Annotated in this window: 23 protein-coding genes and 1 pseudogene; 8 read left to right on the top strand and 16 right to left on the bottom strand. The window is 41.2% G+C overall.

Annotated features, from left to right (window positions below; translation table 11 throughout):
- From FTU71_RS11330 to rplM, 6 genes are all read right to left on the bottom strand, one after another.
- Window positions 1-301 (bottom strand): helix-turn-helix domain-containing protein (locus FTU71_RS11330; protein ID WP_180112008.1); only part of this gene is annotated, 301 nt, incomplete at its 3' end.
- 176 nt (window positions 302-477) lie between these two features.
- On the bottom strand, window positions 478-1,128 hold the full coding sequence (locus tag FTU71_RS11325) for a hypothetical protein (RefSeq protein WP_179994332.1): 651 nt from the start codon (window positions 1,126-1,128) through the stop codon (window positions 478-480).
- A gap of 16 nt (window positions 1,129-1,144) precedes the next feature.
- A complete protein-coding gene (locus tag FTU71_RS11320; RefSeq protein ID WP_004972487.1) occupies window positions 1,145-1,573 on the bottom strand; it encodes a ClpXP protease specificity-enhancing factor in 429 nt (142 codons plus the stop codon).
- Between the two features lie 10 nt (window positions 1,574-1,583).
- A complete protein-coding gene (locus tag FTU71_RS11315; RefSeq protein WP_096901581.1) occupies window positions 1,584-2,237 on the bottom strand; it encodes a glutathione S-transferase N-terminal domain-containing protein in 654 nt (217 codons plus the stop codon).
- A 250-nt stretch (window positions 2,238-2,487) separates the two neighbouring features.
- Entirely contained in the window at window positions 2,488-2,874 is a 387-nt protein-coding gene (gene rpsI / locus FTU71_RS11310; protein ID WP_004972483.1) for a 30S ribosomal protein S9, read from the bottom strand.
- A gap of 12 nt (window positions 2,875-2,886) precedes the next feature.
- The gene (gene rplM / locus FTU71_RS11305) at window positions 2,887-3,315 is read right to left on the bottom strand and encodes a 50S ribosomal protein L13 (protein ID WP_004909012.1); all 429 of its coding nucleotides are present in this window, start codon (window positions 3,313-3,315) and stop codon (window positions 2,887-2,889) included.
- A 291-nt stretch (window positions 3,316-3,606) separates the two neighbouring features.
- On the opposite strand from rplM, the gene FTU71_RS11300 reads away from it, so the two are divergent.
- The 4 genes from FTU71_RS11300 (at window position 3,607) to FTU71_RS11285 (ending at window position 6,728) form a co-directional block, all read left to right on the top strand.
- Entirely contained in the window at window positions 3,607-4,017 is a 411-nt protein-coding gene (locus FTU71_RS11300) for a hypothetical protein (protein ID WP_104853069.1), read from the top strand.
- A gap of 62 nt (window positions 4,018-4,079) precedes the next feature.
- Window positions 4,080-5,048, top strand: a complete 969-nt coding sequence (gene pdxA, locus FTU71_RS11295; protein ID WP_180112007.1) for a 4-hydroxythreonine-4-phosphate dehydrogenase PdxA — start codon at window positions 4,080-4,082, stop codon at window positions 5,046-5,048.
- Window positions 5,049-5,067: 19 nt separating this feature from the next.
- A complete protein-coding gene (rsmA, locus tag FTU71_RS11290; RefSeq protein ID WP_179994330.1) occupies window positions 5,068-5,880 on the top strand; it encodes a 16S rRNA (adenine(1518)-N(6)/adenine(1519)-N(6))-dimethyltransferase RsmA in 813 nt (270 codons plus the stop codon).
- Window positions 5,880-6,728: a symmetrical bis(5'-nucleosyl)-tetraphosphatase gene (locus FTU71_RS11285; protein WP_179994329.1), complete on the top strand. Its 849-nt coding sequence runs from the start codon at window positions 5,880-5,882 to the stop codon at window positions 6,726-6,728. Before rsmA ends, FTU71_RS11285 begins: the two co-directional genes overlap by 1 nt.
- 83 nt (window positions 6,729-6,811) lie before the next feature.
- Here the strand turns inward: FTU71_RS11285 and FTU71_RS11280 are convergent, their stop codons facing one another.
- The 6 genes from FTU71_RS11280 to hflX all read right to left on the bottom strand — a co-directional run bounded on the left by FTU71_RS11280 (window position 6,812) and on the right by hflX (window position 10,981).
- Entirely contained in the window at window positions 6,812-7,264 is a 453-nt protein-coding gene (locus FTU71_RS11280; protein WP_179994328.1) for a DUF2147 domain-containing protein, read from the bottom strand.
- A 104-nt stretch (window positions 7,265-7,368) separates the two neighbouring features.
- Window positions 7,369-7,815 (bottom strand): DUF2147 domain-containing protein, encoded by a 447-nt coding sequence (locus FTU71_RS11275; RefSeq protein WP_004972472.1) that lies wholly within the window; start codon window positions 7,813-7,815, stop codon window positions 7,369-7,371.
- A 201-nt stretch (window positions 7,816-8,016) separates the two neighbouring features.
- On the bottom strand, window positions 8,017-8,463 hold the full coding sequence (locus FTU71_RS11270) for a DUF2147 domain-containing protein (RefSeq protein WP_104853073.1): 447 nt from the start codon (window positions 8,461-8,463) through the stop codon (window positions 8,017-8,019).
- An 86-nt stretch (window positions 8,464-8,549) separates the two neighbouring features.
- Entirely contained in the window at window positions 8,550-9,224 is a 675-nt protein-coding gene (locus tag FTU71_RS11265) for an LrgB family protein (protein WP_004972468.1), read from the bottom strand.
- A 9-nt stretch (window positions 9,225-9,233) separates the two neighbouring features.
- Complete coding sequence (locus FTU71_RS11260) at window positions 9,234-9,605, bottom strand: hypothetical protein (RefSeq protein ID WP_004972466.1); 372 nt, start codon at window positions 9,603-9,605, stop codon at window positions 9,234-9,236.
- A 35-nt stretch (window positions 9,606-9,640) separates the two neighbouring features.
- Window positions 9,641-10,981: a ribosome rescue GTPase HflX gene (gene hflX, locus FTU71_RS11255; RefSeq protein WP_131260739.1), complete on the bottom strand. Its 1,341-nt coding sequence runs from the start codon at window positions 10,979-10,981 to the stop codon at window positions 9,641-9,643.
- A gap of 292 nt (window positions 10,982-11,273) precedes the next feature.
- On the opposite strand from hflX, the gene FTU71_RS11250 reads away from it, so the two are divergent.
- On the top strand, window positions 11,274-12,092 hold the full coding sequence (locus tag FTU71_RS11250; RefSeq protein WP_096901584.1) for a 1-acyl-sn-glycerol-3-phosphate acyltransferase: 819 nt from the start codon (window positions 11,274-11,276) through the stop codon (window positions 12,090-12,092).
- A 97-nt stretch (window positions 12,093-12,189) separates the two neighbouring features.
- On the opposite strand, the gene FTU71_RS11245 is transcribed toward FTU71_RS11250, so the two are convergent.
- Window positions 12,190-13,800, bottom strand: a complete 1,611-nt coding sequence (locus FTU71_RS11245) for a phospholipase D family protein (protein ID WP_257221695.1) — start codon at window positions 13,798-13,800, stop codon at window positions 12,190-12,192.
- 176 nt (window positions 13,801-13,976) lie between these two features.
- Between FTU71_RS11245 and FTU71_RS11240 the strand changes: the two genes are divergently transcribed.
- Entirely contained in the window at window positions 13,977-14,987 is a 1,011-nt protein-coding gene (locus tag FTU71_RS11240; protein ID WP_004972462.1) for a metallophosphoesterase, read from the top strand.
- A gap of 66 nt (window positions 14,988-15,053) precedes the next feature.
- Here FTU71_RS11240 and FTU71_RS11235 read toward each other — a convergent pair whose 3' ends face one another.
- Both FTU71_RS11235 and FTU71_RS11230 read right to left on the bottom strand, forming a co-directional pair.
- A complete protein-coding gene (locus tag FTU71_RS11235; RefSeq protein ID WP_179994327.1) occupies window positions 15,054-16,367 on the bottom strand; it encodes an MFS transporter in 1,314 nt (437 codons plus the stop codon).
- A 185-nt stretch (window positions 16,368-16,552) separates the two neighbouring features.
- Window positions 16,553-17,200 (bottom strand): hemolysin III family protein, encoded by a 648-nt coding sequence (locus tag FTU71_RS11230; protein WP_004972459.1) that lies wholly within the window; start codon window positions 17,198-17,200, stop codon window positions 16,553-16,555.
- A 107-nt stretch (window positions 17,201-17,307) separates the two neighbouring features.
- Here FTU71_RS11230 and FTU71_RS11225 point away from each other — a divergent pair.
- Window positions 17,308-18,528: pseudogene (locus tag FTU71_RS11225) on the top strand (SAM-dependent methyltransferase).
- Window positions 18,529-18,551: 23 nt separating this feature from the next.
- The gene (locus FTU71_RS11220) at window positions 18,552-18,974 is read left to right on the top strand and encodes a GNAT family N-acetyltransferase (RefSeq protein ID WP_004972455.1); all 423 of its coding nucleotides are present in this window, start codon (window positions 18,552-18,554) and stop codon (window positions 18,972-18,974) included.
- Window positions 18,975-19,086: 112 nt separating this feature from the next.
- On the opposite strand, the gene FTU71_RS11215 is transcribed toward FTU71_RS11220, so the two are convergent.
- The gene (locus FTU71_RS11215) at window positions 19,087-19,419 is read right to left on the bottom strand and encodes a hypothetical protein (protein WP_004972453.1); all 333 of its coding nucleotides are present in this window, start codon (window positions 19,417-19,419) and stop codon (window positions 19,087-19,089) included.
- Window positions 19,420-19,434 lie beyond the last annotated feature (15 nt).

Below are 19,434 nucleotides of genomic sequence, written 5' to 3'. Positions count from 1 at the left end.
CGCGTTGTGTTAAAGCACCTGAAATTTGTTCTGGTGACCAGTCCAAACCAATCAAATAATCAATATAAGCGAAGGCAAATGCTGTCATTGATGATGAAGGACGGTACCGTCTTTGACTTGCAAATTTCGCTGCCTGTTGAGCTCTATATCCACGTTGCCCAGTATTTCTTTTTAATTCACGGTAGTTGGTTGATCGTGAACGTCCTAACTCCCGAGCAAGGCTAGCGATTGAACTTTTACTTTTCAAAGTAGCATAAATTTCGTATCTTTCATCTTGAGAAAGTTGGGTGTATTTCTTCATTGTGTGCTTTCCAATTGCGAGTTGAAAAAGTCTAATAATTCTATGAATACACCTAACTTTTTCAACTAACTACAAATGTGTTGCACTTGAGATTTGAATCTGCGCTATAAAAAGTGAAGGCAAAATAAAACCATCAGATGATGATGGTTTTATTACGGCTTAGATAGAAGATTGATTTAAGCGAATAATTGAGTAACGAAACACCATAGAATTGCTAAAATCGCAATCGCAACGATAGGTTCTAGTACTTTAGACCAAGTGGGTACAATTGCTTCTACAGGCTCAATATTTTGATGATCATCGTGGGTATGTTGTTGTACCATTTGATTAAACTCCTTCATTGATGCCTCTAATGATAGCTCTTCTTGAGGAATTGGTTTAGAACCTTTTAACTCTATTAGATCGTTTGTTGACCAAACCCAATCATCCGCTTGACCAGATAAATGTTCAATTTGACCTAGCAATAATTCACCTAGACCTTTATTGCCAAAATTACCGGTTTGATCCAATTGCTTGAGCTCTGTGAGTTGTAAGGCTAAGACTTCACTAATATTCTGTTCAAGCTCAGTTTTGGAGAGAGGTGACTGATTGTGTGGAGATGTGGTGAGTCGACGTGCAATTTCCTGAATATATAATTCATCTTGATGATCAATTTCTTGATAAAGTTTTTGGTTGTCTTCTCGCCACAGACTGACCAGTTTGCCTAAGCTCAGCGCATTGATTTCTTGAATATATTGGTCGCGATCAACAGCATTATATTGTTTCAAAAGCGAGGGCTTTTGAAGTTTAATCTGCGCTGCAAAATATTGTACTAAATCAAAAGCCATTCACTACTCCATTGTTTTAATCTAATAATCTAAGGCTTGGTTTTTTCTTAGTTTGTTCGGTTTTTTCTTCAGTCTTTGATTCTAAAGCATCTTGATCATTTTGGATATGTGCATACTCACTTGGATCAAAGAATAAGCCTTGTCCATTCTCTCTTGCATAGATACCTACGACGGCATTCATAGGTACATATAAGTCGCGTGATACGCCACCAAAGCGTGCAGAGAAGGTGATTGCATCATTGCTCATGTGTAAGGCATGCACTGCATGTGGAACGATATTTAGGACAATCTGACCATCCTGAATAAATTGTTCAGGAACAAGCGTATTCGGCTGTGTAGCATCGACCAATAAATGTGGTGTGAGTTGGTTATCACAAATCCATTCATAAATTGCGCGGGCTAAATAAGGACGGGTTGGACTTAAATTGATTTCAGATTCAGACATAATATGCTCTTTAAGTATGAATTAAAAATTCTTGATAGCGATTTTTTTCTTGCAAAGTCATTGCTTGAGTGAAGGCAGGGCGTGAAAAAATCCGCTGACAATACAGGAAAATTGGACGACAGTGTTGTTGAGGTAATTCTATGCCCATGGCTTTTAGCCGTATAAATAAGGATGCCAGCATGCAATCTAAAATACTGAAATTTTCTGACATGAAATAAGGATAATGCTGAAATAATGGTGTCAGTGAAATGAGTGTATCACGTAATTTTTTTTGTGCAGCGCGCTGTGTTGTGTAATCTAAGCTATCAGGATGACGTAGCATCTGATCGGCAAGTTTGAACCAGTCTTGTTCAAAGCGCCAAATATATTGACGTTGTTCTGCACGTGGCATAGGTGCATCGGCATAAAGTTTATTTTGTCGATAACGATCATCCAGATATTCGGAAATAATCGCAGTATTAAAGAGTTTTAAATCGTTTTCTAGCAGCATTGGAAGTTGATTATACGGATTCAGGCTTGCGAGGTCTTCATCTTCATAATCGACCAAAATCAGTTGATATTTGATTTGTTTTTCGGCCAGAACGTAACGAATCCAATGTGAGCGAAAGTCGTCCGCATGACTGTAGAGGGTAATGCCTTGTAAGGGTGCGTTCTCGACTGACATAATCCGAAATAAAACCAAATGAATAGAATAGGATACTAAACTTAGCCACTAAAATCACCCAGCAAAGCTGATAAAAGTGTATGAGATATTTGTTGATTGGTTTTCAATTTTTGGACTGTATTGAATTTTGATTTTTGGTGTATGTGAATCCGAATTGTTTATCTGACTTAAAATGCTCAGCTCGTTGATTTGCATAAAAAAAAGCCTTGGAAAATCCAAGGCTTTTTTTGTGTCCGATTCGGTAAACGAATTAACGTTTAGAGAATTGTGGACGTTTACGAGCTTTACGTAAACCAAGTTTCTTACGTTCAACTTCACGAGCATCACGAGTAACGAAACCAGCTTGACGAAGAGCAGGTTTTAAAGTGTCGTCAGATGCGATCAATGCACGAGTAATACCGTGACGGATTGCACCAGCTTGACCACCAATACCACCACCAGCAACAGTGATGTAAAGGTCATATTTTTCAGTAGCTTCAAGAAGCTCTAATGGTTGACGTACGATCATACGAGCAGTTTCACGACCGAAATATTGCTCAAGAGTACGGTTGTTAATTACGAGTTTACCTGTACCAGCTGATAAGAAAACACGTGCAGTTGCGGTCTTACGGCGACCTGTACCATAGTTAGTAGCCATGTGCTGTATCCCTTAGATGTCCAAAACTTGTGGCTGTTGAGCTGTGTGAGGATGCTCAGCACCAGCGTACACTTTCATTTTCTTGATCATAGCATAACCAAGAGGACCTTTTGGCAACATGCCTTTTACAGCGCGTTGGAAGATTTCTTCTGGTTTGTGAGCAACTAATTTCTCGAAATTAGTTTCACGGATACCACCAGGGAAACCAGTGTGGCGATAGTATTTCTTGTCAAGTGATTTGTTACCAGTCACTTGAACTTGCTCAGCATTGATAACAACGATGTAGTCGCCAGTGTCAACGTGAGGAGTATAAGAAGTTTTGTGCTTACCGCGTAAACGACGAGCGATTTCTGTCGCAAGGCGACCTAGAGTTTTGCCAGAAGCATCAACAACGTACCAGTCGTGTTGAACTTCAGCTGGCTTAGCGCTGAGAGTTTTCATTAAACCACTACCTATTATAGTTGGTTTGGACTATGGAAGCTGTCCAAACAAAAAGGAGTCCGAATTCTACCTGAGAATGGGTAGAACTACAATGGAAAAGTCACATTTTAAGCGCTATATTTTATCAAGTTTGGTTATAAAAGCAAAATCACCTCTAGCGACCATTTCACGACAGTAAAAATCAGGTATTGATCTTCTTTATCTAGTGCTGTTTTAGCTTTTTCTGTATGGTCGCAGCTAATAATAATGATGAGGACGGATCACTATTAATAATGATGAGGACGGATCACTATGTCTGATGATTTAGAACGCGTCGCTACAACGACAAAAGCATTAACGACAGAAGCATTAAAGCCGAAACCAAATAAACTGCTAAAATTTATAGCAGGTTTTTTCATCACATTAATTGCTCTGTATGAACTGGCATTTTTGTTGGTAGGTGCAGCTTATGGTACTGATGTATTTGCTTTTATCTTAATCTATTCTGTATTTATGCACATCACCTTGCTCCCTTTTATGTTATATGGCATCGGTGGCTTCATCATCTTGAGTCTATCTGATCAAAACTATCGAGCAGTCACTCAACAAGCGCCCAAAATACTATTTATAGGTTTGTTGTTATGTATGGTCGTGATTGGCATTTCGGAATGGGCGCATCAGATGGGCATCTTAGATAGCCGATTTAGATTAGATTGGAGATAAAACAATTTTGCTCAGGATGGCGCTATAATTCAGCTACACCTAGCTATAGTGGATGAAGCTGCATGCGCCCTTTATATGTCACCAGTGGTGAACCTGCAGGTATTGGACCTGATATTTGTCTAAGTCTGGCAGCTCGACAAGATGAGCGTCCAATTGTGGTATTGGCAGATCATCAATTATTACAACAACGCACCGAAATTCTAAAGCAACAAGTCGAATTGATTGAATATTCAGGTCAGCAACAGCCTGCAGCGCTTGGGCAGTTATATGTTGAGCATGTGCCTTTGGCTGTAGATGTTGAGTTGGGGCATTTAAATGCACAAAATGCAGCTTACGTTTTGGAGCAATTACGTCGCTCAGCTTCTTATGCAATGACAGGTAAGAGTGTGGGCGTGGCGACAGCACCCGTGCAAAAATCTATTATTAATGAAGCTGGTATTTCTTTTAGTGGGCACACTGAATATTATCAGGAGTTTGCAGGTGTTGCGCGTGTGGTGATGATGTTAGCCACCAAAACCTTACGCGTTGCCTTGGCGACCACGCATTTACCTTTACGTGCCGTGGCAGATGCCATTACCAAAACACGTTTAGAACAAGTAATTGATATTTTGCTGCACGATCTAAAAAGCAAGTTTAAAATTGAACATCCTAAAGTATTGGTCTGTGGTTTGAACCCACATGCGGGCGAAGATGGTTATTTAGGCATGGAAGAAATTGAGGTGATTAATCCTGTGCTACAAAATTACCGTAATCGCGGTGAAAATCTCAGTTTAAGTTTACCTGCAGATACTTTATTTACCCCAAAAAATTTAAAAGATGCCGATGCAGTTTTAGCGATGTATCACGATCAGGGTTTACCTGTGTTAAAATCTCAGGGCTTTGGTGAAGCAATCAATATTACTTTAGGCTTACCGTTTATTCGCACTTCAGTCGATCACGGCACAGCGCTCTCCCTCGCAGGTACGGGACTTGCGAAAAGTTCTAGCTTGCATGTTGCTGTCGATTTAGCGCTGGATTTAGCACGTTCATAATTTCAGCTTGGAAATCTTTATGTATCAAATTAATGCCCTAAACCCAAAAGATGAAGGGCATCAGGCTCGTAAACGCTTTGGTCAAAACTTTTTGCATGATCAACGCGTGATTGCCAAAATTGTCCGCTCAGTGAACCCACGTCCAGGCGATAATATTGTCGAGATTGGACCGGGTTTAGCGGCATTGACCTCACCTTTAATTGGTGAGTGTGATGCTTTGACTGTAGTGGAATTAGACCGTGATTTGGCCGCAGGCTTACTGGGACGTGTGCCACATCCTGAGCGTTTAACTATTGTAGAAAGTGACGCGCTGAAATATGACTTTACCGAGTTATTTCAGGAAGGGCGCCCGCTACGTGTGGTTGGAAACTTGCCGTATAACATTTCGACGCCGCTTTTGTTTCATCTCTTAGAGTTTGGTGACAAAGTTAAAGACATGCACTTTATGCTGCAAAAAGAAGTGGTAGATCGTATCACGGCTGAACCGAATACCAAAGAATATGGGCGTTTATCGGTGATGATGCAGTATTACTGTAAGCCAACGTTCTTGTTTGAAGTACCGCCTGGCGCATTTAATCCACCGCCTAAAGTGACTTCTGCAGTATTCCGTTTAGAGCCTTATGTGACTAAACCGATTATTGCCAAAGATGAAAAAGCATTGGCACGTTTGGTGGCGCATGTATTTACCCAACGTCGTAAAACATTGCGCAATAGCTTAAAAGGCATGTTGGCTGAAGATGCGTTTGAACGTGCAGGGGTAGACCCAATGGCACGTCCTGAAACTTTAAGTTTGAGTGCATTTGTCGCATTGGCAGATCAGATGGTGAATTAATGGCAGCAATTCGATACAACTATGTCATTGGTGATGTGCAGGGCTGCTTTGAAGCCTTAAAACTGTTATTAAAAGAAATACAGTTCGATCCCGATCAAGATTTTATTTGGTTTGCAGGCGATTTAGTCGCGCGGGGTGAAAACTCGGTAGGTGCTTTGCGTTTTATTAAAAAACTGGTAGATCGTGGCGTTGCAGCAACGGTGTTAGGCAATCACGATTTAACCTTGTTGGCAGGCGCACGTGGCTTAAAGAAAATCAAAGCACAAGACAACACTCGTGATGTGATTGATGCAATTGACAGTGATGATTTGATTGATTGGTTGCGTAAACAACCATTGTGTCTTTTTCCTAATGAAAACACCACTTTAACTCATGCAGGTATTCCACATATTTGGAATGCGGAACAAACCGCAGCTTTGGCAAAAGAAGTTGAGGCGGTGATTGGGCATGAGGACTTTGAGGTGGTGGATGCATTCTTAAAGGAAATGTATGGGGCAGAACCTGCAGTTTGGTCGGATGATTTAGAGGGGCATGCGCGTTTACGTTGTATTACCAACTATTTGACCCGTATGCGTTTAGCCAATGCACAGGGTGGTTTGGAATTCAGCTTTAAAGATGCCTTAGATGATCCGATGCCAGAAGGTTTTAAACCGTGGTTTGAATATCCATCTTTAGCTGCGCAAACACATCAAATCGTATTTGGTCATTGGGCAGCATTGCAGGGACAAACGGTAGCCGACAATATTCAAAATGTGGATGGCGGTTGTGTGTGGGGCAATCAGCTTGTGGCTTATCGTTTGGAAGATCAGCAATTGTTTGCAGTGGATAATCCGCTGGCAGAATGGTAATAACATTCATCTTTAAAATTTAAAAATGTGATGATGAAATGAAAATAGCCACCTATTGAGGTGGCTATTTTTTATCTTGAATTTTATTGAATTCGAATCCAAGTTTGACTGCGACCTAGTGTAGATACACCCATATAAGCACGTAAAGTTAAACGTTTACCTGTTGAGTTGATGCGAATTTTTGCATCGTAAATACGACCTGCCAATGGATCAATTACGCGTCCTTTTTCGTAATTGTTGCTGTTTTTGACTTGTTGTAAGCCTTTTAAAATATCCATCCCTAAAATAGGTTGGTCGGTATAAGGCGCAGGGCATTTATTACAAAGTTCACGTGGGGTATAACCCGGACGCGGGGTTACTTTCACAATTTTACCCGTATAGGTTTGATTGGCTTCTTTACGAATTTCGATGACAGCTTTGGGTGAGCCTGTTTTATCATCAATTTGTTGCCAAGTTCCTGCTAAATCTTGTGCCATCGCCAAAGTGCTTAGACTGCCGAAGATGACGGCTATTCCTAAAGCCAATTTCTGAATCATTTTATTTCCCTTACTCGGTCTTTGCGGCTAGTCTAATCTGTGAATTAACGGACACAAAGTCCCGAGTATCCAGAAAAAATGACCGATGAGACACAATTACTCGCTTATTGTTGGCGAATCCACGTTTGTGTCCGACCAATGGCTGAAATTCCGACGTAACCACGTAAAGTGAGACGTTTATTATTAGATGCTAAACGACCTTTCAGGCTATACATTTTGCCTGTAAGTGGATCTAAAATACGCCCATCGGCATAGTTGTTATTTTCCACATGCTTTAAGCCACTAATAATTTCCAAACCGACCAAAGGTTTGTTGGTATAAGGTGCAGGGCAATTCACACACATAGTTTTTGGGGTATAGCCCGGTCTTGGTGTGACTTTGATAATTTTACCAGTAAAGCTGCCATTTTCAGCTTGGGTAATTTCAATCAGGGCTTTGGGTGAACCTGTTTTGTCATCAATACTTTGCCAGATACCTGTTAGGTCTGCAGCAAATGCTGAACCACTGAAGATTAAGCTTGCAAATACACCCATCAATACATTTTTCTTCATATCAGTTCCTTTGATTGTCGAAAGTTATTACAGAGGTTAATTCAAGATATAAAGCGAGTTGTGGTAAGAGTCAAGAGATTTGAGGAAATTTTTAATCTTAAACTTGCAGGGAAAATGCTGGAAAAGATGTGAAAAATGCCACGAACGTGTGGCATTTTAAGTGAAAAGTGAATTAATTAAGTTGATGGAATAACTTATAAATTAATCACTTTTAATCCAAGTTTGGCTGCGACCTAAAGCCGATACACCGACATAACCGCGCATGGTCAAACGCTTACCATTATTGCTCAATTTGGCTTTGGTGCTGTAAATATTGCCGCTTAAAGGGTCAATAATTTTCCCGCCTGTGAAATTGGAATTACCTGTATATTTTAAGCCAGTGAGTACATCCATACCTAAAATCGGTTGGTTGGTATAAGGCGCAGGGCAGTTGACACAGGTTTCTCTTGGTGTGTAACCTGGGCGTGGCGTCACTTTAACGATTTTAGCGGTATAGCTACCATTGCTTTCCTGACGAATTTCTAAAATGGCTTTAGATGAACCCGTTTTATCGTCAATGTTTTTCCAAGTTCCTGTAATATCTTGAGCCAGCGCAAAACTACCTAAGGCTGAGCAGATTAAGGCAACGGTGAGTTTCATCTTGACCATGTTCAATGTTCCTTCATTTCGCAAACTGGATATTTCATAATAAAAAGAAAGTGAAATGGTCACAATCTTTAAAAGTGATTGCTCAGTCACATTCTTTGTAAATACAGTATAAATGTTGGCAGCCAAACTGCGGTAAAGACTGCATTGACTGCCATGCCAAAGGCAGCATAACGTCCTGCAACACTGCCACGTTGCCATGCTTGAGCAGTACCAATGGCATGTGCAGCTAAGCCAAGTGCCAAACCTGAAGCACGTTCATCATTGATATGCCTTAAAATAAGTGGTGAAAAAGCAGCACCCACGACACCTGATAAAATCACAATTAATACTGCCAATTGAATCGGTGCTTCTAATAAGGTTGCGATATTAATCGCAATCGGCGTGGTCACTGCACGGGTGGCAAATGCCATAATATCGGCACTGGACATATGTAGCGCATAAGCAAGCCCCATCGGCAGCGCCACAGCACTAAGACTGGCAAAGAACAAAATACCTAAAATCGCTTTGAGGGGTAAATCGTCATAACGCATGGCTGCTAGAGGAATGGCGAGTGCAACTGTCACATAGCCCAATAATTGATTAAACAAAGGGTTGGTTTGTGCGACGTAAGTTTCGTATGGAATCCCGAAAAAATACAACAGTAGCAACACAAAACACATGCCAAAGACAATCACAGGGATTTGCGGGACTTTTTGGTTGCAAGGTTTTGCCAGTAAATATGCAACGAGAGTGATTAAAAAACCATATAGAATTGACAGCATTTTAATCTCCTAAAGCCAGCGTTTTGCCATTTTGGCATACAGCCAAAGCGGGATCAGCGTACTGATAAACAACACAATTAAGAAGATTGGAATTTGTTTGCCCATGTGCGTGAGCATAATTAATGAACCCGCGCTGATGGGTAAAAAGGCAAAGGCACTTTCTTTCATGATTTTGTTGTTGGTATCGACCAGACGAGCAGGAATTTTACTGAGTTTGCGCCATGTAAATAATACCGCCAGCAGGCTGAGCAAACCGACTAAATTGCCTAATTCTGGGTGATTAAATTGGGTCATGATCCATACAGAGGCTTCACGAAACACAATAATCAAAAGGAGTGTGCCGATCCATGCTGGCCAATCGATATGTTTTATCCTGCTCATTTTTGATCTTTCATTAAAATTTTACTTATCACGTTTTAACCGATCTGATCGTCAATTTCAAATGCTTCAAGCGGACGTTTAAATTGTTCTGCCTGTGCACCTAAAATTTCGTCTATCGGTAAATGTGCCTGTTTAATCAGTTGTTCCAGTTTATGTGGTGCCATGCTGACTTGTAGATGTAATTGACCTTCATCATCGTACTGTTCTGCCTGAATGACATTGAGCGCATACAGTTGATTGCGCAGTTTGCCATAAGCAGGTTGTAATTTAAGATCAAACTTTTGAATTTGCCCCATCAAACATTCATGTACGGCTTGTTTTAACAAGTCTAAACCTTGCCCTGAATGTGCCGATACATAGACACGGTCAGGTTGATGCGGTTTTTCATAGATAATTTTGGCTGTTTCGCCTGAGACATCAATTTTATTGTAAACCCGCAAAATAGGTACATCTGCGCCAATTTCTTTTAGCACACCTTCGACTGCTTCAATTTGTTCCAACACATCGGGGTTGCTTGAATCAATCACATGCAGCAATAAACTGGCTTCTAAGGTTTCTTCCAAAGTTGCTTTAAAAGATTCCACCAAAGAGTGAGATAGGTTTCTTACAAAGCCAACGGTGTCGGCCAATACCAGACGTCCGATGCCATCCCATTCTAAACGCCGTAAAGTAGGGTCAAGCGTAGCAAACAGTTGGTCAGCAGCATAGACATCACTTTGCGCCAAAATATTAAATAAGGTCGATTTGCCTGCGTTGGTATAACCGACCAATGAAACGGTAGGAATGGCGGCTTTTTGCCGAGCCACACGACCTTGTGCACGGGTTTGACGGACTTTATCGAGTTTGGTTTTTAGTTGTCCCATGCGAATACGCAATAAGCGTCGGTCAGTTTCAAGCAAGGTTTCCCCAGGACCACGTAAGCCGATACCGCCTTTTTGACTGTCTAAGTTGCTGCGACTACGCACCAAACGTGAAGATAAATGTTGTAATTGTGCCAATTCGACCTGTAATTTACCTTCGTAAGTGCGGGCGCGTTGAGCAAAAATATCTAAAATGAGTTCGGTACGGTCAACCACACGGCATTGCATCACTTTTTCTAAATTACGTGCCTGTGCAGGACTGAGTGCATGATCAAAAATGACCAAATTGGCGTCGTGTTCTTTGACCAATGCGGCAATTTCTTCGGCTTTGCCTGAGCCAATAAAGAGTTTGGCATCGGGTTTACTACGTTGAGTGTGGACGTGTTGTAAAACTTCTGCACCCGCAGATTCAGCCAAGAGCTGAAATTCTTCGGCATCTAGGTCTTCTAAAATTTGGACAGCGACACTGACCAGTACAACACGCTCGCCATCTTGAGGTGGCACAAAATTTTCCACTCAGCGCAATCTCCATGCTAAAGCTATATTCTAGTAGAAAAAATGTTTGTGCAGGGAAATAGATGATTGGATTTTTCCTGCGCCCTGATTTGATGCTATATCAACGTATGTAAACTCAATTATAAGGATGACCCCAATATAGAATTTATCTATTTAGATTTTGCCAAAAGTCGCATGTTTGCATGCAGGTTTCGGTTTTTATTATCAATGCAAGTTCAGATTGAACAGTATAGAATGAGCAAAATATAGACCTTTATACGTTGTTTTGCGTTTAACAATTAGTGATGACCCTATGAACCCAGCTGTTGAAACTCACACATCTCCAATTCATGGTTTTGCAAAGCTTGCTTTGTATAGCAAAAAAGTTCTGGCAACGGCTGGCGCGATTGGTGAAGGGTTTTATTTGGTCTATCGTCATCAATTGTATAAAGACACCAACAACCCGAACAATACGCGCTATGTGCAATATTTTTGCCGTCAATTGTGCAAAGTTTTTAATATTGAAGTGCAAATTCATGGTGAAATTCCGCATGACCCTGCGCTATGGGTCAGTAATCATATTTCGTGGTTAGATGTAGCGGTATTGGGTTCTAGTGCGCGGGTATTTTTTCTGGCCAAAGCTGAAATTGAAAAATGGCCGTTATTGGGTAAGTTAGCCAAAGGTGGGGGGACGCTATTTATTAAGCGTGGCTCTGGCGATTCAGTCAAAATTCGTGAACAAATCACGCAATTTTTAAAACAAGATATTCCTGTATTATTTTTTCCTGAAGCGACCACGTCAGATGGAAGCAAAATTAAAAAAGTGCATGGTCGTATTTTAGGGGCAGCAATTGAAGCCAAACGCCCTGTGCAAATTTGTCTGATTTGTTATGTGAATCAGCAAGGTGAGTTAGATACTGTTGCGCCGTTTATTAATGACATGACCTTTGTTGATCATGTGAAAGATGTTTTGGAAATGCCGAAAGTGACAGCGCATTTAATGGCGTTACCTGCAATTGTGGTAGAAGGGCACGATATTGAATCTTTAACTGCTGTGGTACAGGAACGCATGACAGAAGGTTTGGCTGAGTTGCATCGTCAGGTATTAAAACCACAAGTGCTGACATCATAAAACATGCTTAGGCGCATCTTCATGTTAAAGATAGCCTAAGCACATCACATTTTTTTAAGAATAATGGTCATCATCCAACAGCTTCAATATTATGTTGCTACATAAAGCCTTCAATTGGCAGCCATGAGGTAATTTTCATTGCCGCACGTTGATACCATTTCATCCCTGGTTCTTTTTTTAGAATTTGAGTTTCGCCTTGTGGATTTTTCATCTGCCATTGAATGTTTTGTTGCGCATCTAAAACCAGTTTATAAGCATATTTGGATAAATTGACATCCATGGTCTGGTGAACTGCGCGAGCCAATGGTGGACTATTTAAAATTACTCCAATTTCAGTATTTAAATATGCCGAGCGTGGGTCAAAATTAAACGAACCAATAAATACCTGTTTTTCATCCAATGCCATGAGTTTGGCATGTAAACTAGAACGGCTTAAACCTTTCATACTGACTTTGGCTTTTTTGGAAATTTCGTGCGTATGTGTGTTTAGGTTTTCCATTTCAGGTCGCGCCAAAAACTCATACAGCTGCACGTTATTTGCCAATAAATCTTCTCGATATTTGGCGTAAAAAGCATGCACCACAGGAACATCGTTGGCTTTAAAGGAGTTGGTCAGTACGCGTACCTGAACGCCATCATCCGCCAAGTCTTTTAGTTTTTCTGCCCCCGATTGTTCAGGGACAAAATACGCAGAAATAATATCGACACTACTGCTTGGCTTCTCTAAATGCGTCAGCAATTGAAAGTTGAGATGTTCTTCTTTTGAGGCGCGGTCTTTAATTTTACTCGGCGCATCTTTGACCACTTCAGCACTGACCCAATCGAACTTAATACTACGCGTCATCCACTGTTCAATCGCTTTAGAACGAGTCACCAAATCTAAATAATTTTGTACGGTGGCTTCTTGATCGTGCTGTTCTAATTGCTGTTTTAAGCTTTCATAACGCAAGGTGTAATGTTGTGGATTGACCAATTGCTTGACTGAATAAGCATAGTCATCATTCCAGTATTCATCAAAAGAGTGAATAATTTCATCCGAAGCCGAGCCGACTAACATCACATCGACATCAGAAAATTGATAATTGTCGCTGACGTTATAGTATTGATTGCTCATATTGCGCCCACCAATCAGAGAAATTTGGTTATCGGCAATAAAGCTTTTGTTGTGCATACGACGGTTAATACGCTTCAAATCCAAAATCATGTCCATGGCACGATAATGTCGAAAGCGATATGGATTATACAGTTTGATGTCGATGTTGACGTGTTGATCGAGCGCGAGATAAATGCCTTCCATTTTTTTGGCATTGTTATCATCGACCAATAAGCGGACTTTCACCCCACGATCTGCCGCACGAATAATGGCGTGTAGTGCAAGCGCGCCAATTTTATCGTTATCCCAAATATAATATTGTAAATCTAAAGATTTTTCTGCTTTATTAATCAGATAGATACGTGCTGCTAGGGCTTCGAGCGGATCATACAGGACATGATAACCCGTAAGCTGCGGATATTTTTCGCGTAGCGGCAGTACAATTTTGGCCAAACTGGTTTGATCGGTTGGGGTTTCAAACGCCATCCGGATCGGATGTTCAATCTGTTTGGGCAGCGTGCTACAGCCTGAGAGTGTCAAAACGAAGGCGCAACTCAGCCACAAGACGTTGTGCCGAATATTTTGAAATGGAGCGGATGAGCTGCGGTTTGCCAAATTAAATTCCTTTTTAGCACGAGGAGCAAATAAGTTAAAAATAGGGTTTGAGTATAATTGTCAGCTATGAAAAGATAAATATGACAATACAGATATATGACGTGTGTGGGTTAAATGCGACATCTGGGTTTAGCGCAGCATTGAATAGCAGAAGTATGAAGTAATAGAGAATAAATATGTGGGATAACGATTCAGTCGTGTTGTATTTCTATATGGGTATGGCAATTTTGGCGCTGTGGGCAGTTTCGCAAGCATGGCGCAGTCAGGCCAATACAGAAACCATTCACCCGTTTAAGGCCTTTGTGCATTTGTTGGCATTTTATTTGTCTTACCTGTTGCCGCCTTTGGTTTTTTTTAGTGTCTATGCGGGTATTCAGGGCTATTACTCCATCCACGAAGCGATTTTTGTATTTTTAGTCAGTGCTGTGTTGAGCTATGCGCGTTTTATTGAACCGCATTTGATTCAAGTCAAAACTACCAAATATCAAATTCATGCAGATCGCCGTTTATTAAAGCCTGTCAAAATTGCTTTAATTGCAGATTTACATATTGGCTTGTTTTCTGGGCATGAGCGTCAATTGAAGCAAATTGTGAAAAAACTCAATTTGCAAAACCCCGATATTGTCGTTGTAGCAGGCGACTGGACTTATGAGCCTGAAAATAAATTGGTCGAAGAATTGGCGGTATTAAAAGAAATTTGTGCGCCTGTATATTCGGTAAATGGTAATCATGATGAGCAGTATCCTGGCCCGCCCATTCAAGAGCTGTTAAAAACGGCTTTAGAACAAAATAACGTGATTGATATTGAAGGTAGAATTGTCGAGTTTGATGAGTTTCGTTTGCTCGGTATTGGCGATTTATGGGCAGGTAAAACCGACATGCGCTATATGCCCGATTTACCTCAGGATAAGCCGTGGGTGTTGTTATCACATAACCCCGATACAGTGGATATGGTGCCAAAATTGCCGACACGTCCGTTGATGTTGGCAGGACATACCCATGGTGGGCAGGTTGAACTGCCGTGGCTGACCGATTATGTGATGAAAAAAGTATCTATTTTAGGGCATAAAAAGGGGTTATATCGCCATGATCATGCCGATGTATTTGTGACTGTAGGGACAGGAATGGTCGGTGTTCCTTTTCGTTTTGGTGTGCCGCCCACGATTGATATTATTGAATTATTGTAAGCACCGTCACCATCGCCTACATGAAAAAAACCAGCCGAGGCTGGTTTTTTGATGCAATTTTTGCGCTTAAATTTGATTGTTTACATCATCATGCTTGGTTTCTCGAATCATTAAAAATGCGATTAAAGACAAGATGGATGCTGCACTTAAATAATAACCAACTGCAGCCAAGCCATAAGTGGTGGCAAGTTTGGTGGCAATGAGTGGGGCAAACGATGCGCCAAAAATACCCGCCAAGTTAAAGGTGAGTGCCGAGCCTGTATAGCGTACAGATGTTGGGAAAATTTCAGACAATACTGTACCAATGGGCCCGTAAGTAAGTCCCATAATTGCCAAGCCAATACACAGGAAAATAAATACAATCCACGTGCTGCCTGAAGCAAGCATGTCGGCAAAAAATAAGCCAAAAATTGCAGAGATGATGCACACTGCGATAGAGGTGGTTTTACGTCCAAATTTTTCGGCTAAAACGGCTGAGAGGGGAATAAAAGCAGCAAAACACAATGTGGCTAGTAGTTGAAGTTTTAAGAATTCTTCACGTGAATAACCCAGTTGTTTGGTGCCCCATTGCAAGGCAAATACCGTAGTCAGATAAAACACCACAAAGGTACAAATTGCAGCGATTGTACCGAGCACTAACATTTTAGCGTGTTTTTTAAAGACCTGAATAAATGGCACATTGACTTCTTTTTGTTTATTCAACACTTTTTGGAAGGCAGGCGTTTCATGCAGTTTTAAGCGAATCCATAAACCGACAATCACCAATAAGGCACTCGAAATAAACGGGATGCGCCAGCCCCATGTCATAAAGTCTTGCTCAGACATCAGCGCACCTAAAATAAGGAATGAACCTGTGGCAAGAATAAAACCAATCGGAGCGCCCAATTGTGGGAACATGCCATACCAAGCACGTTTACCTTCAGGGGCATTTTCTGTGGCTAACAGTACTGCTCCCGACCATTCACCGCCCAAGCCTAAACCTTGCCCTAAGCGACACAACGCCAACAGTAATGGCGCGATAATCCCAATTTGTGCATACGTCGGCAGTAAACCAATACAGACTGTAGAAATTCCCATGGTCAATAATGCCGCGACCAAAGTGGCTTTGCGTCCAATCCGATCTCCTAAATGTCCAAATAAAACTGCGCCAATTGGACGGGCGATAAAGGCAATTGCAAAGGTGGCGAGAGATTGAATGGTTGCCGTCATTGGGTCAGTACTGGTCGGAAAGAACAGATACGGGAAAATAATGACTGCCGCAGTGGCGTAGATATAAAAGTCAAAAAACTCGATGGTGGTACCGACCAAGCTTGCAGTCAGTACTCGAAATTTAGAATTTTGAGTCGGCTGTTCAGCGGCAGCAGTAGATGAAGATGCCATACAGGACCTTATGTAAAGTGAATTTTAAATGAAAGTGCAATTTGGCACAGACCGCACTGGCAGGAAAATAGTAGATACTTCTTGTAGTTATACTTTTTTGAACAAGAAGTCGGTTACAAAACTGCATCCATGAACACCATTCAAATCTGATCGTTTTATCTGTAAGATATGAGCGATATTCAGCGTTAAATCACATACAGATAAATTGCCAGAAAGTGTGCGCCTGCACCAATTAGGACAAATACATGCCAAATTGCGTGGGTATATCTTACGCGTTTTAAGGCATAAAACAATGCACCCACGGTGTAGGCAATGCCGCCAATTAGCAAAAAGGTCAGGGCTTGGCTGCTTAAATAGGCTTGCATATCGTCCATGACCAGAACGGCTAACCAACCCATCACCAAGTAGGCAATTAAAGAAATTTTATGAAAACGGTTGATAAATACCAGTTTAAATAGGGTGCCAATCAGGGCAATAATCCACAGGGCAATTAACAAATATTGTGCTTTTTGAGTAGGAATCGCGATGGATAAAAATGGGGTATAAGTCCCTGCAATTAAATAATAAATTGCGGTGTGATCTAACTTTTTATAAAAATAACGACGGTCTGCTGCGGTTGCCATGTGATACAGCATTGAAGCAGAAAAAAGCAGTACCATGCTTATTGCATAGGCCCACAAACCTAGCCATTGTCCCGTACTTAAATACGCACCTTTAATGATTAAAAGAATACCTGCAATAAATGCCAAAGCCGCACCAACACCATGGCTCAGATAGTTAATCCGTTCTTCTTGCAGGTCATAATCAGGCACTAAAGGGGCATTTAATTTCATGGCGAATCTGCTTTAATTTCTCTAATTATACAACTGTATCGTAATTCAATTTTGCTTTTAGGGTAATAACAATTAAACTTGAATTGTAATTTTTTCAGGTTTTTATTATGTCGACTTTGGCTTCTCCCTCTGTGCAGGAACAACAATTCTTAGAGGCTTTTCAGCAAGCCATTGATACACAAAAGCTTGATCGTGTGGTGCTGAGTCAATATAAAGGCGAACTGGAATAATTAGAAAAAATCACCTTACGGGTGATTCAGCTAAATCAAGACACCGTTTTAACTTGTTTGTATCGCCATAAAACGCAGGATATCACCAAAAACTATCCTTTGGCAGAAGCACAGATACAATTGAGTCACTTATTGGCAGATTGTAAACAGGCCAATTTATTTACGACAGATCAGGAAATTCAGCTAAAAAAGAACAAAAAGAAAGCCATGCTCAGCATTAGTAAAACAGCACCGACTATAGCGAAACCGAAAGAACCGCAAGGACATGACCGAGAAAAGCAGCGTTATGTCGATCAATCCAGCCCATTTTTACAACACTTGGGGATTAGCGATGCCAAAGCGCAAATTATTCCGAGCATGGCGCGTAAATGGAAACAGATTAATAAATTCATTGAAATTTTTTCGGGGGCTTTGGCGCAAATCAAAATTTCGGAAAATACTGTGCGCGTGGTGGATTTTGGCTCAGGCAAAGGCTATTTAACTTTTGCGTTATATGACTATTTGCAAAAGCAGCAATTTCTTCCTTTTGTGACTGGGGTGGAACTAAACCCGAAAATGGTTGAGTTTTGTCAGTCGGTGGCGAGTGCTTCAGACTTTCAGCAGCTAGATTTTTTTCAGGGCGATGTGCGCACCTATCAGCCAGAACATTTAGATGTAATGATTGCTTTGCATGCCTGTGATGTCGCCACCGATTTTGCAATTCATACTGGTATTCGCCTGAATGCACAAATGATTATGTGCGCGCCGTGTTGCCATAAAGAGTTGCGTCCACAATTACAAAGCCCAAGCGTGTTGCAACCGATGCTGCAATTTGGCATTCATGCAGGGCAACAGGCGGAAATGTTAACCGATACCATCCGCGCTTTATTGCTCAAAGCCTATGGTTATGACACCAAAGTTTTTGAGTTTGTCGCTTTAGAACACACCAGTAAAAACAAAATGATTTTGGCAACCAAACGTCAAAATTGGAGTGAACCTGATCAAGCAGTTTTGGCACAAATTCGTGATTTAAAAACCATGTACGGTATTCAAAAACATTCTTTGGAGTTGTTGTTGAACGATCAGTGGGATCAACAGGGCATTGGTTCTAAGTGCTAAGCAAGATGGAACAGGATATAAAGATGCAAGATTATGAAATTCAATCGGGCACTTGGACACAATTTGCTGCAGAGGCCAAATCTATTCGTGAGCAAGTCTTTATTCAGGAACAGCGAATTGCGCCTGAAGATGAGTGGGATGCACAAGATGCAGTTGCCTTGCATTTTGTGGTCTATGCAACTGGACAGGCGATTGCAACAGCACGTTTACTGGAAAATCACAGTATTGGACGGGTCGCAGTGTTGAAATCACAGCGCGGTTTAGGTGTGGGACGTGTTTTAATGCAGCATATTATTCAGGTGGCAAAGCAGCAGCAACGTCCGTGGGTCAAGTTGTCTGCGCAGGAACACGCGATTCCGTTTTATCAAAGTTTGAGTTTTCAGGTTGAGGGTGAGTCGTATTTAGATTGTGGTATTCCGCATGTAGATATGCGATTGATATTTTAAATGAATTGTCGATAGTCCTGATTTTAATCGTGCAAAATAAAAATCGCCATGATGGAATGTGATCATGGCGATTTCTTTTTATAAACTGTATGAACAGAGCCGCTAGCGCATATTAATGTCCATGTGCGGGTGCTGGCTCATGGTTTTCAGGCATATTGGCATGTTCTGTTTCAGTCATACCGTGTGCATCTGCAGTTTCAGCAGCCAAAGCTTCACGTGCTTCACGATCTGCTTGTGCTTTTGCCAATGCTTCTTGTGACATAGCTGGCGCATTTTTAAAGGCGTGTTGCTGAGTATTCTGCTTTTGTTGCTGGCTAGGCATGTAGTCAGGTTCATTCGTGACCGCTAACCAGAAAATAAACATGAAAATTCCACCCAAAATACAGAAAATAAAGAGTGCTTTCCAACCCCAAGGTGATTTTTCAGGAGTAAGGCGTTCGGTCATGTGCATCTACCCAAT

This window comes from Acinetobacter sp. YH12136, from assembly GCF_013418545.1.
Lineage (GTDB): Bacteria > Pseudomonadota > Gammaproteobacteria > Pseudomonadales > Moraxellaceae > Acinetobacter > Acinetobacter towneri.
This window is presented reverse-complemented; position numbering and strand designations above follow the sequence as displayed.

What these genes read in the sequence shown, in the direction of transcription:
- FTU71_RS11325 (WP_179994332.1), bottom strand. Translation starts at nt 1,128, where the DNA reads ATGGCTTTTGATTTAGTACAATATTTTGCAGCGCAGATTAAACTTCAA.
- rsmA (WP_179994330.1), top strand. Translation starts at nt 5,068, where the DNA reads ATGTATCAAATTAATGCCCTAAACCCAAAAGATGAAGGGCATCAGGCT.
- FTU71_RS11320 (WP_004972487.1), bottom strand. Translation starts at nt 1,573, where the DNA reads ATGTCTGAATCTGAAATCAATTTAAGTCCAACCCGTCCTTATTTAGCC.
- FTU71_RS11220 (WP_004972455.1), top strand. Translation starts at nt 18,552, where the DNA reads ATGCAAGATTATGAAATTCAATCGGGCACTTGGACACAATTTGCTGCA.
- FTU71_RS11315 (WP_096901581.1), bottom strand. Translation starts at nt 2,237, where the DNA reads ATGTCAGTCGAGAACGCACCCTTACAAGGCATTACCCTCTACAGTCAT.
- FTU71_RS11260 (WP_004972466.1), bottom strand. Translation starts at nt 9,605, where the DNA reads ATGAGCAGGATAAAACATATCGATTGGCCAGCATGGATCGGCACACTC.
- FTU71_RS11235 (WP_179994327.1), bottom strand. Translation starts at nt 16,367, where the DNA reads ATGGCATCTTCATCTACTGCTGCCGCTGAACAGCCGACTCAAAATTCT.
- FTU71_RS11215 (WP_004972453.1), bottom strand. Translation starts at nt 19,419, where the DNA reads ATGACCGAACGCCTTACTCCTGAAAAATCACCTTGGGGTTGGAAAGCA.
- FTU71_RS11285 (WP_179994329.1), top strand. Translation starts at nt 5,880, where the DNA reads ATGGCAGCAATTCGATACAACTATGTCATTGGTGATGTGCAGGGCTGC.
- FTU71_RS11275 (WP_004972472.1), bottom strand. Translation starts at nt 7,815, where the DNA reads ATGAAGAAAAATGTATTGATGGGTGTATTTGCAAGCTTAATCTTCAGT.
- rplM (WP_004909012.1), bottom strand. Translation starts at nt 3,315, where the DNA reads ATGAAAACTCTCAGCGCTAAGCCAGCTGAAGTTCAACACGACTGGTAC.
- FTU71_RS11280 (WP_179994328.1), bottom strand. Translation starts at nt 7,264, where the DNA reads ATGATTCAGAAATTGGCTTTAGGAATAGCCGTCATCTTCGGCAGTCTA.
- FTU71_RS11265 (WP_004972468.1), bottom strand. Translation starts at nt 9,224, where the DNA reads ATGCTGTCAATTCTATATGGTTTTTTAATCACTCTCGTTGCATATTTA.
- FTU71_RS11230 (WP_004972459.1), bottom strand. Translation starts at nt 17,200, where the DNA reads ATGAAATTAAATGCCCCTTTAGTGCCTGATTATGACCTGCAAGAAGAA.
- FTU71_RS11300 (WP_104853069.1), top strand. Translation starts at nt 3,607, where the DNA reads ATGTCTGATGATTTAGAACGCGTCGCTACAACGACAAAAGCATTAACG.
- pdxA (WP_180112007.1), top strand. Translation starts at nt 4,080, where the DNA reads ATGCGCCCTTTATATGTCACCAGTGGTGAACCTGCAGGTATTGGACCT.
- FTU71_RS11250 (WP_096901584.1), top strand. Translation starts at nt 11,274, where the DNA reads ATGAACCCAGCTGTTGAAACTCACACATCTCCAATTCATGGTTTTGCA.
- FTU71_RS11270 (WP_104853073.1), bottom strand. Translation starts at nt 8,463, where the DNA reads ATGGTCAAGATGAAACTCACCGTTGCCTTAATCTGCTCAGCCTTAGGT.
- FTU71_RS11240 (WP_004972462.1), top strand. Translation starts at nt 13,977, where the DNA reads ATGTGGGATAACGATTCAGTCGTGTTGTATTTCTATATGGGTATGGCA.
- rpsI (WP_004972483.1), bottom strand. Translation starts at nt 2,874, where the DNA reads ATGGCTACTAACTATGGTACAGGTCGCCGTAAGACCGCAACTGCACGT.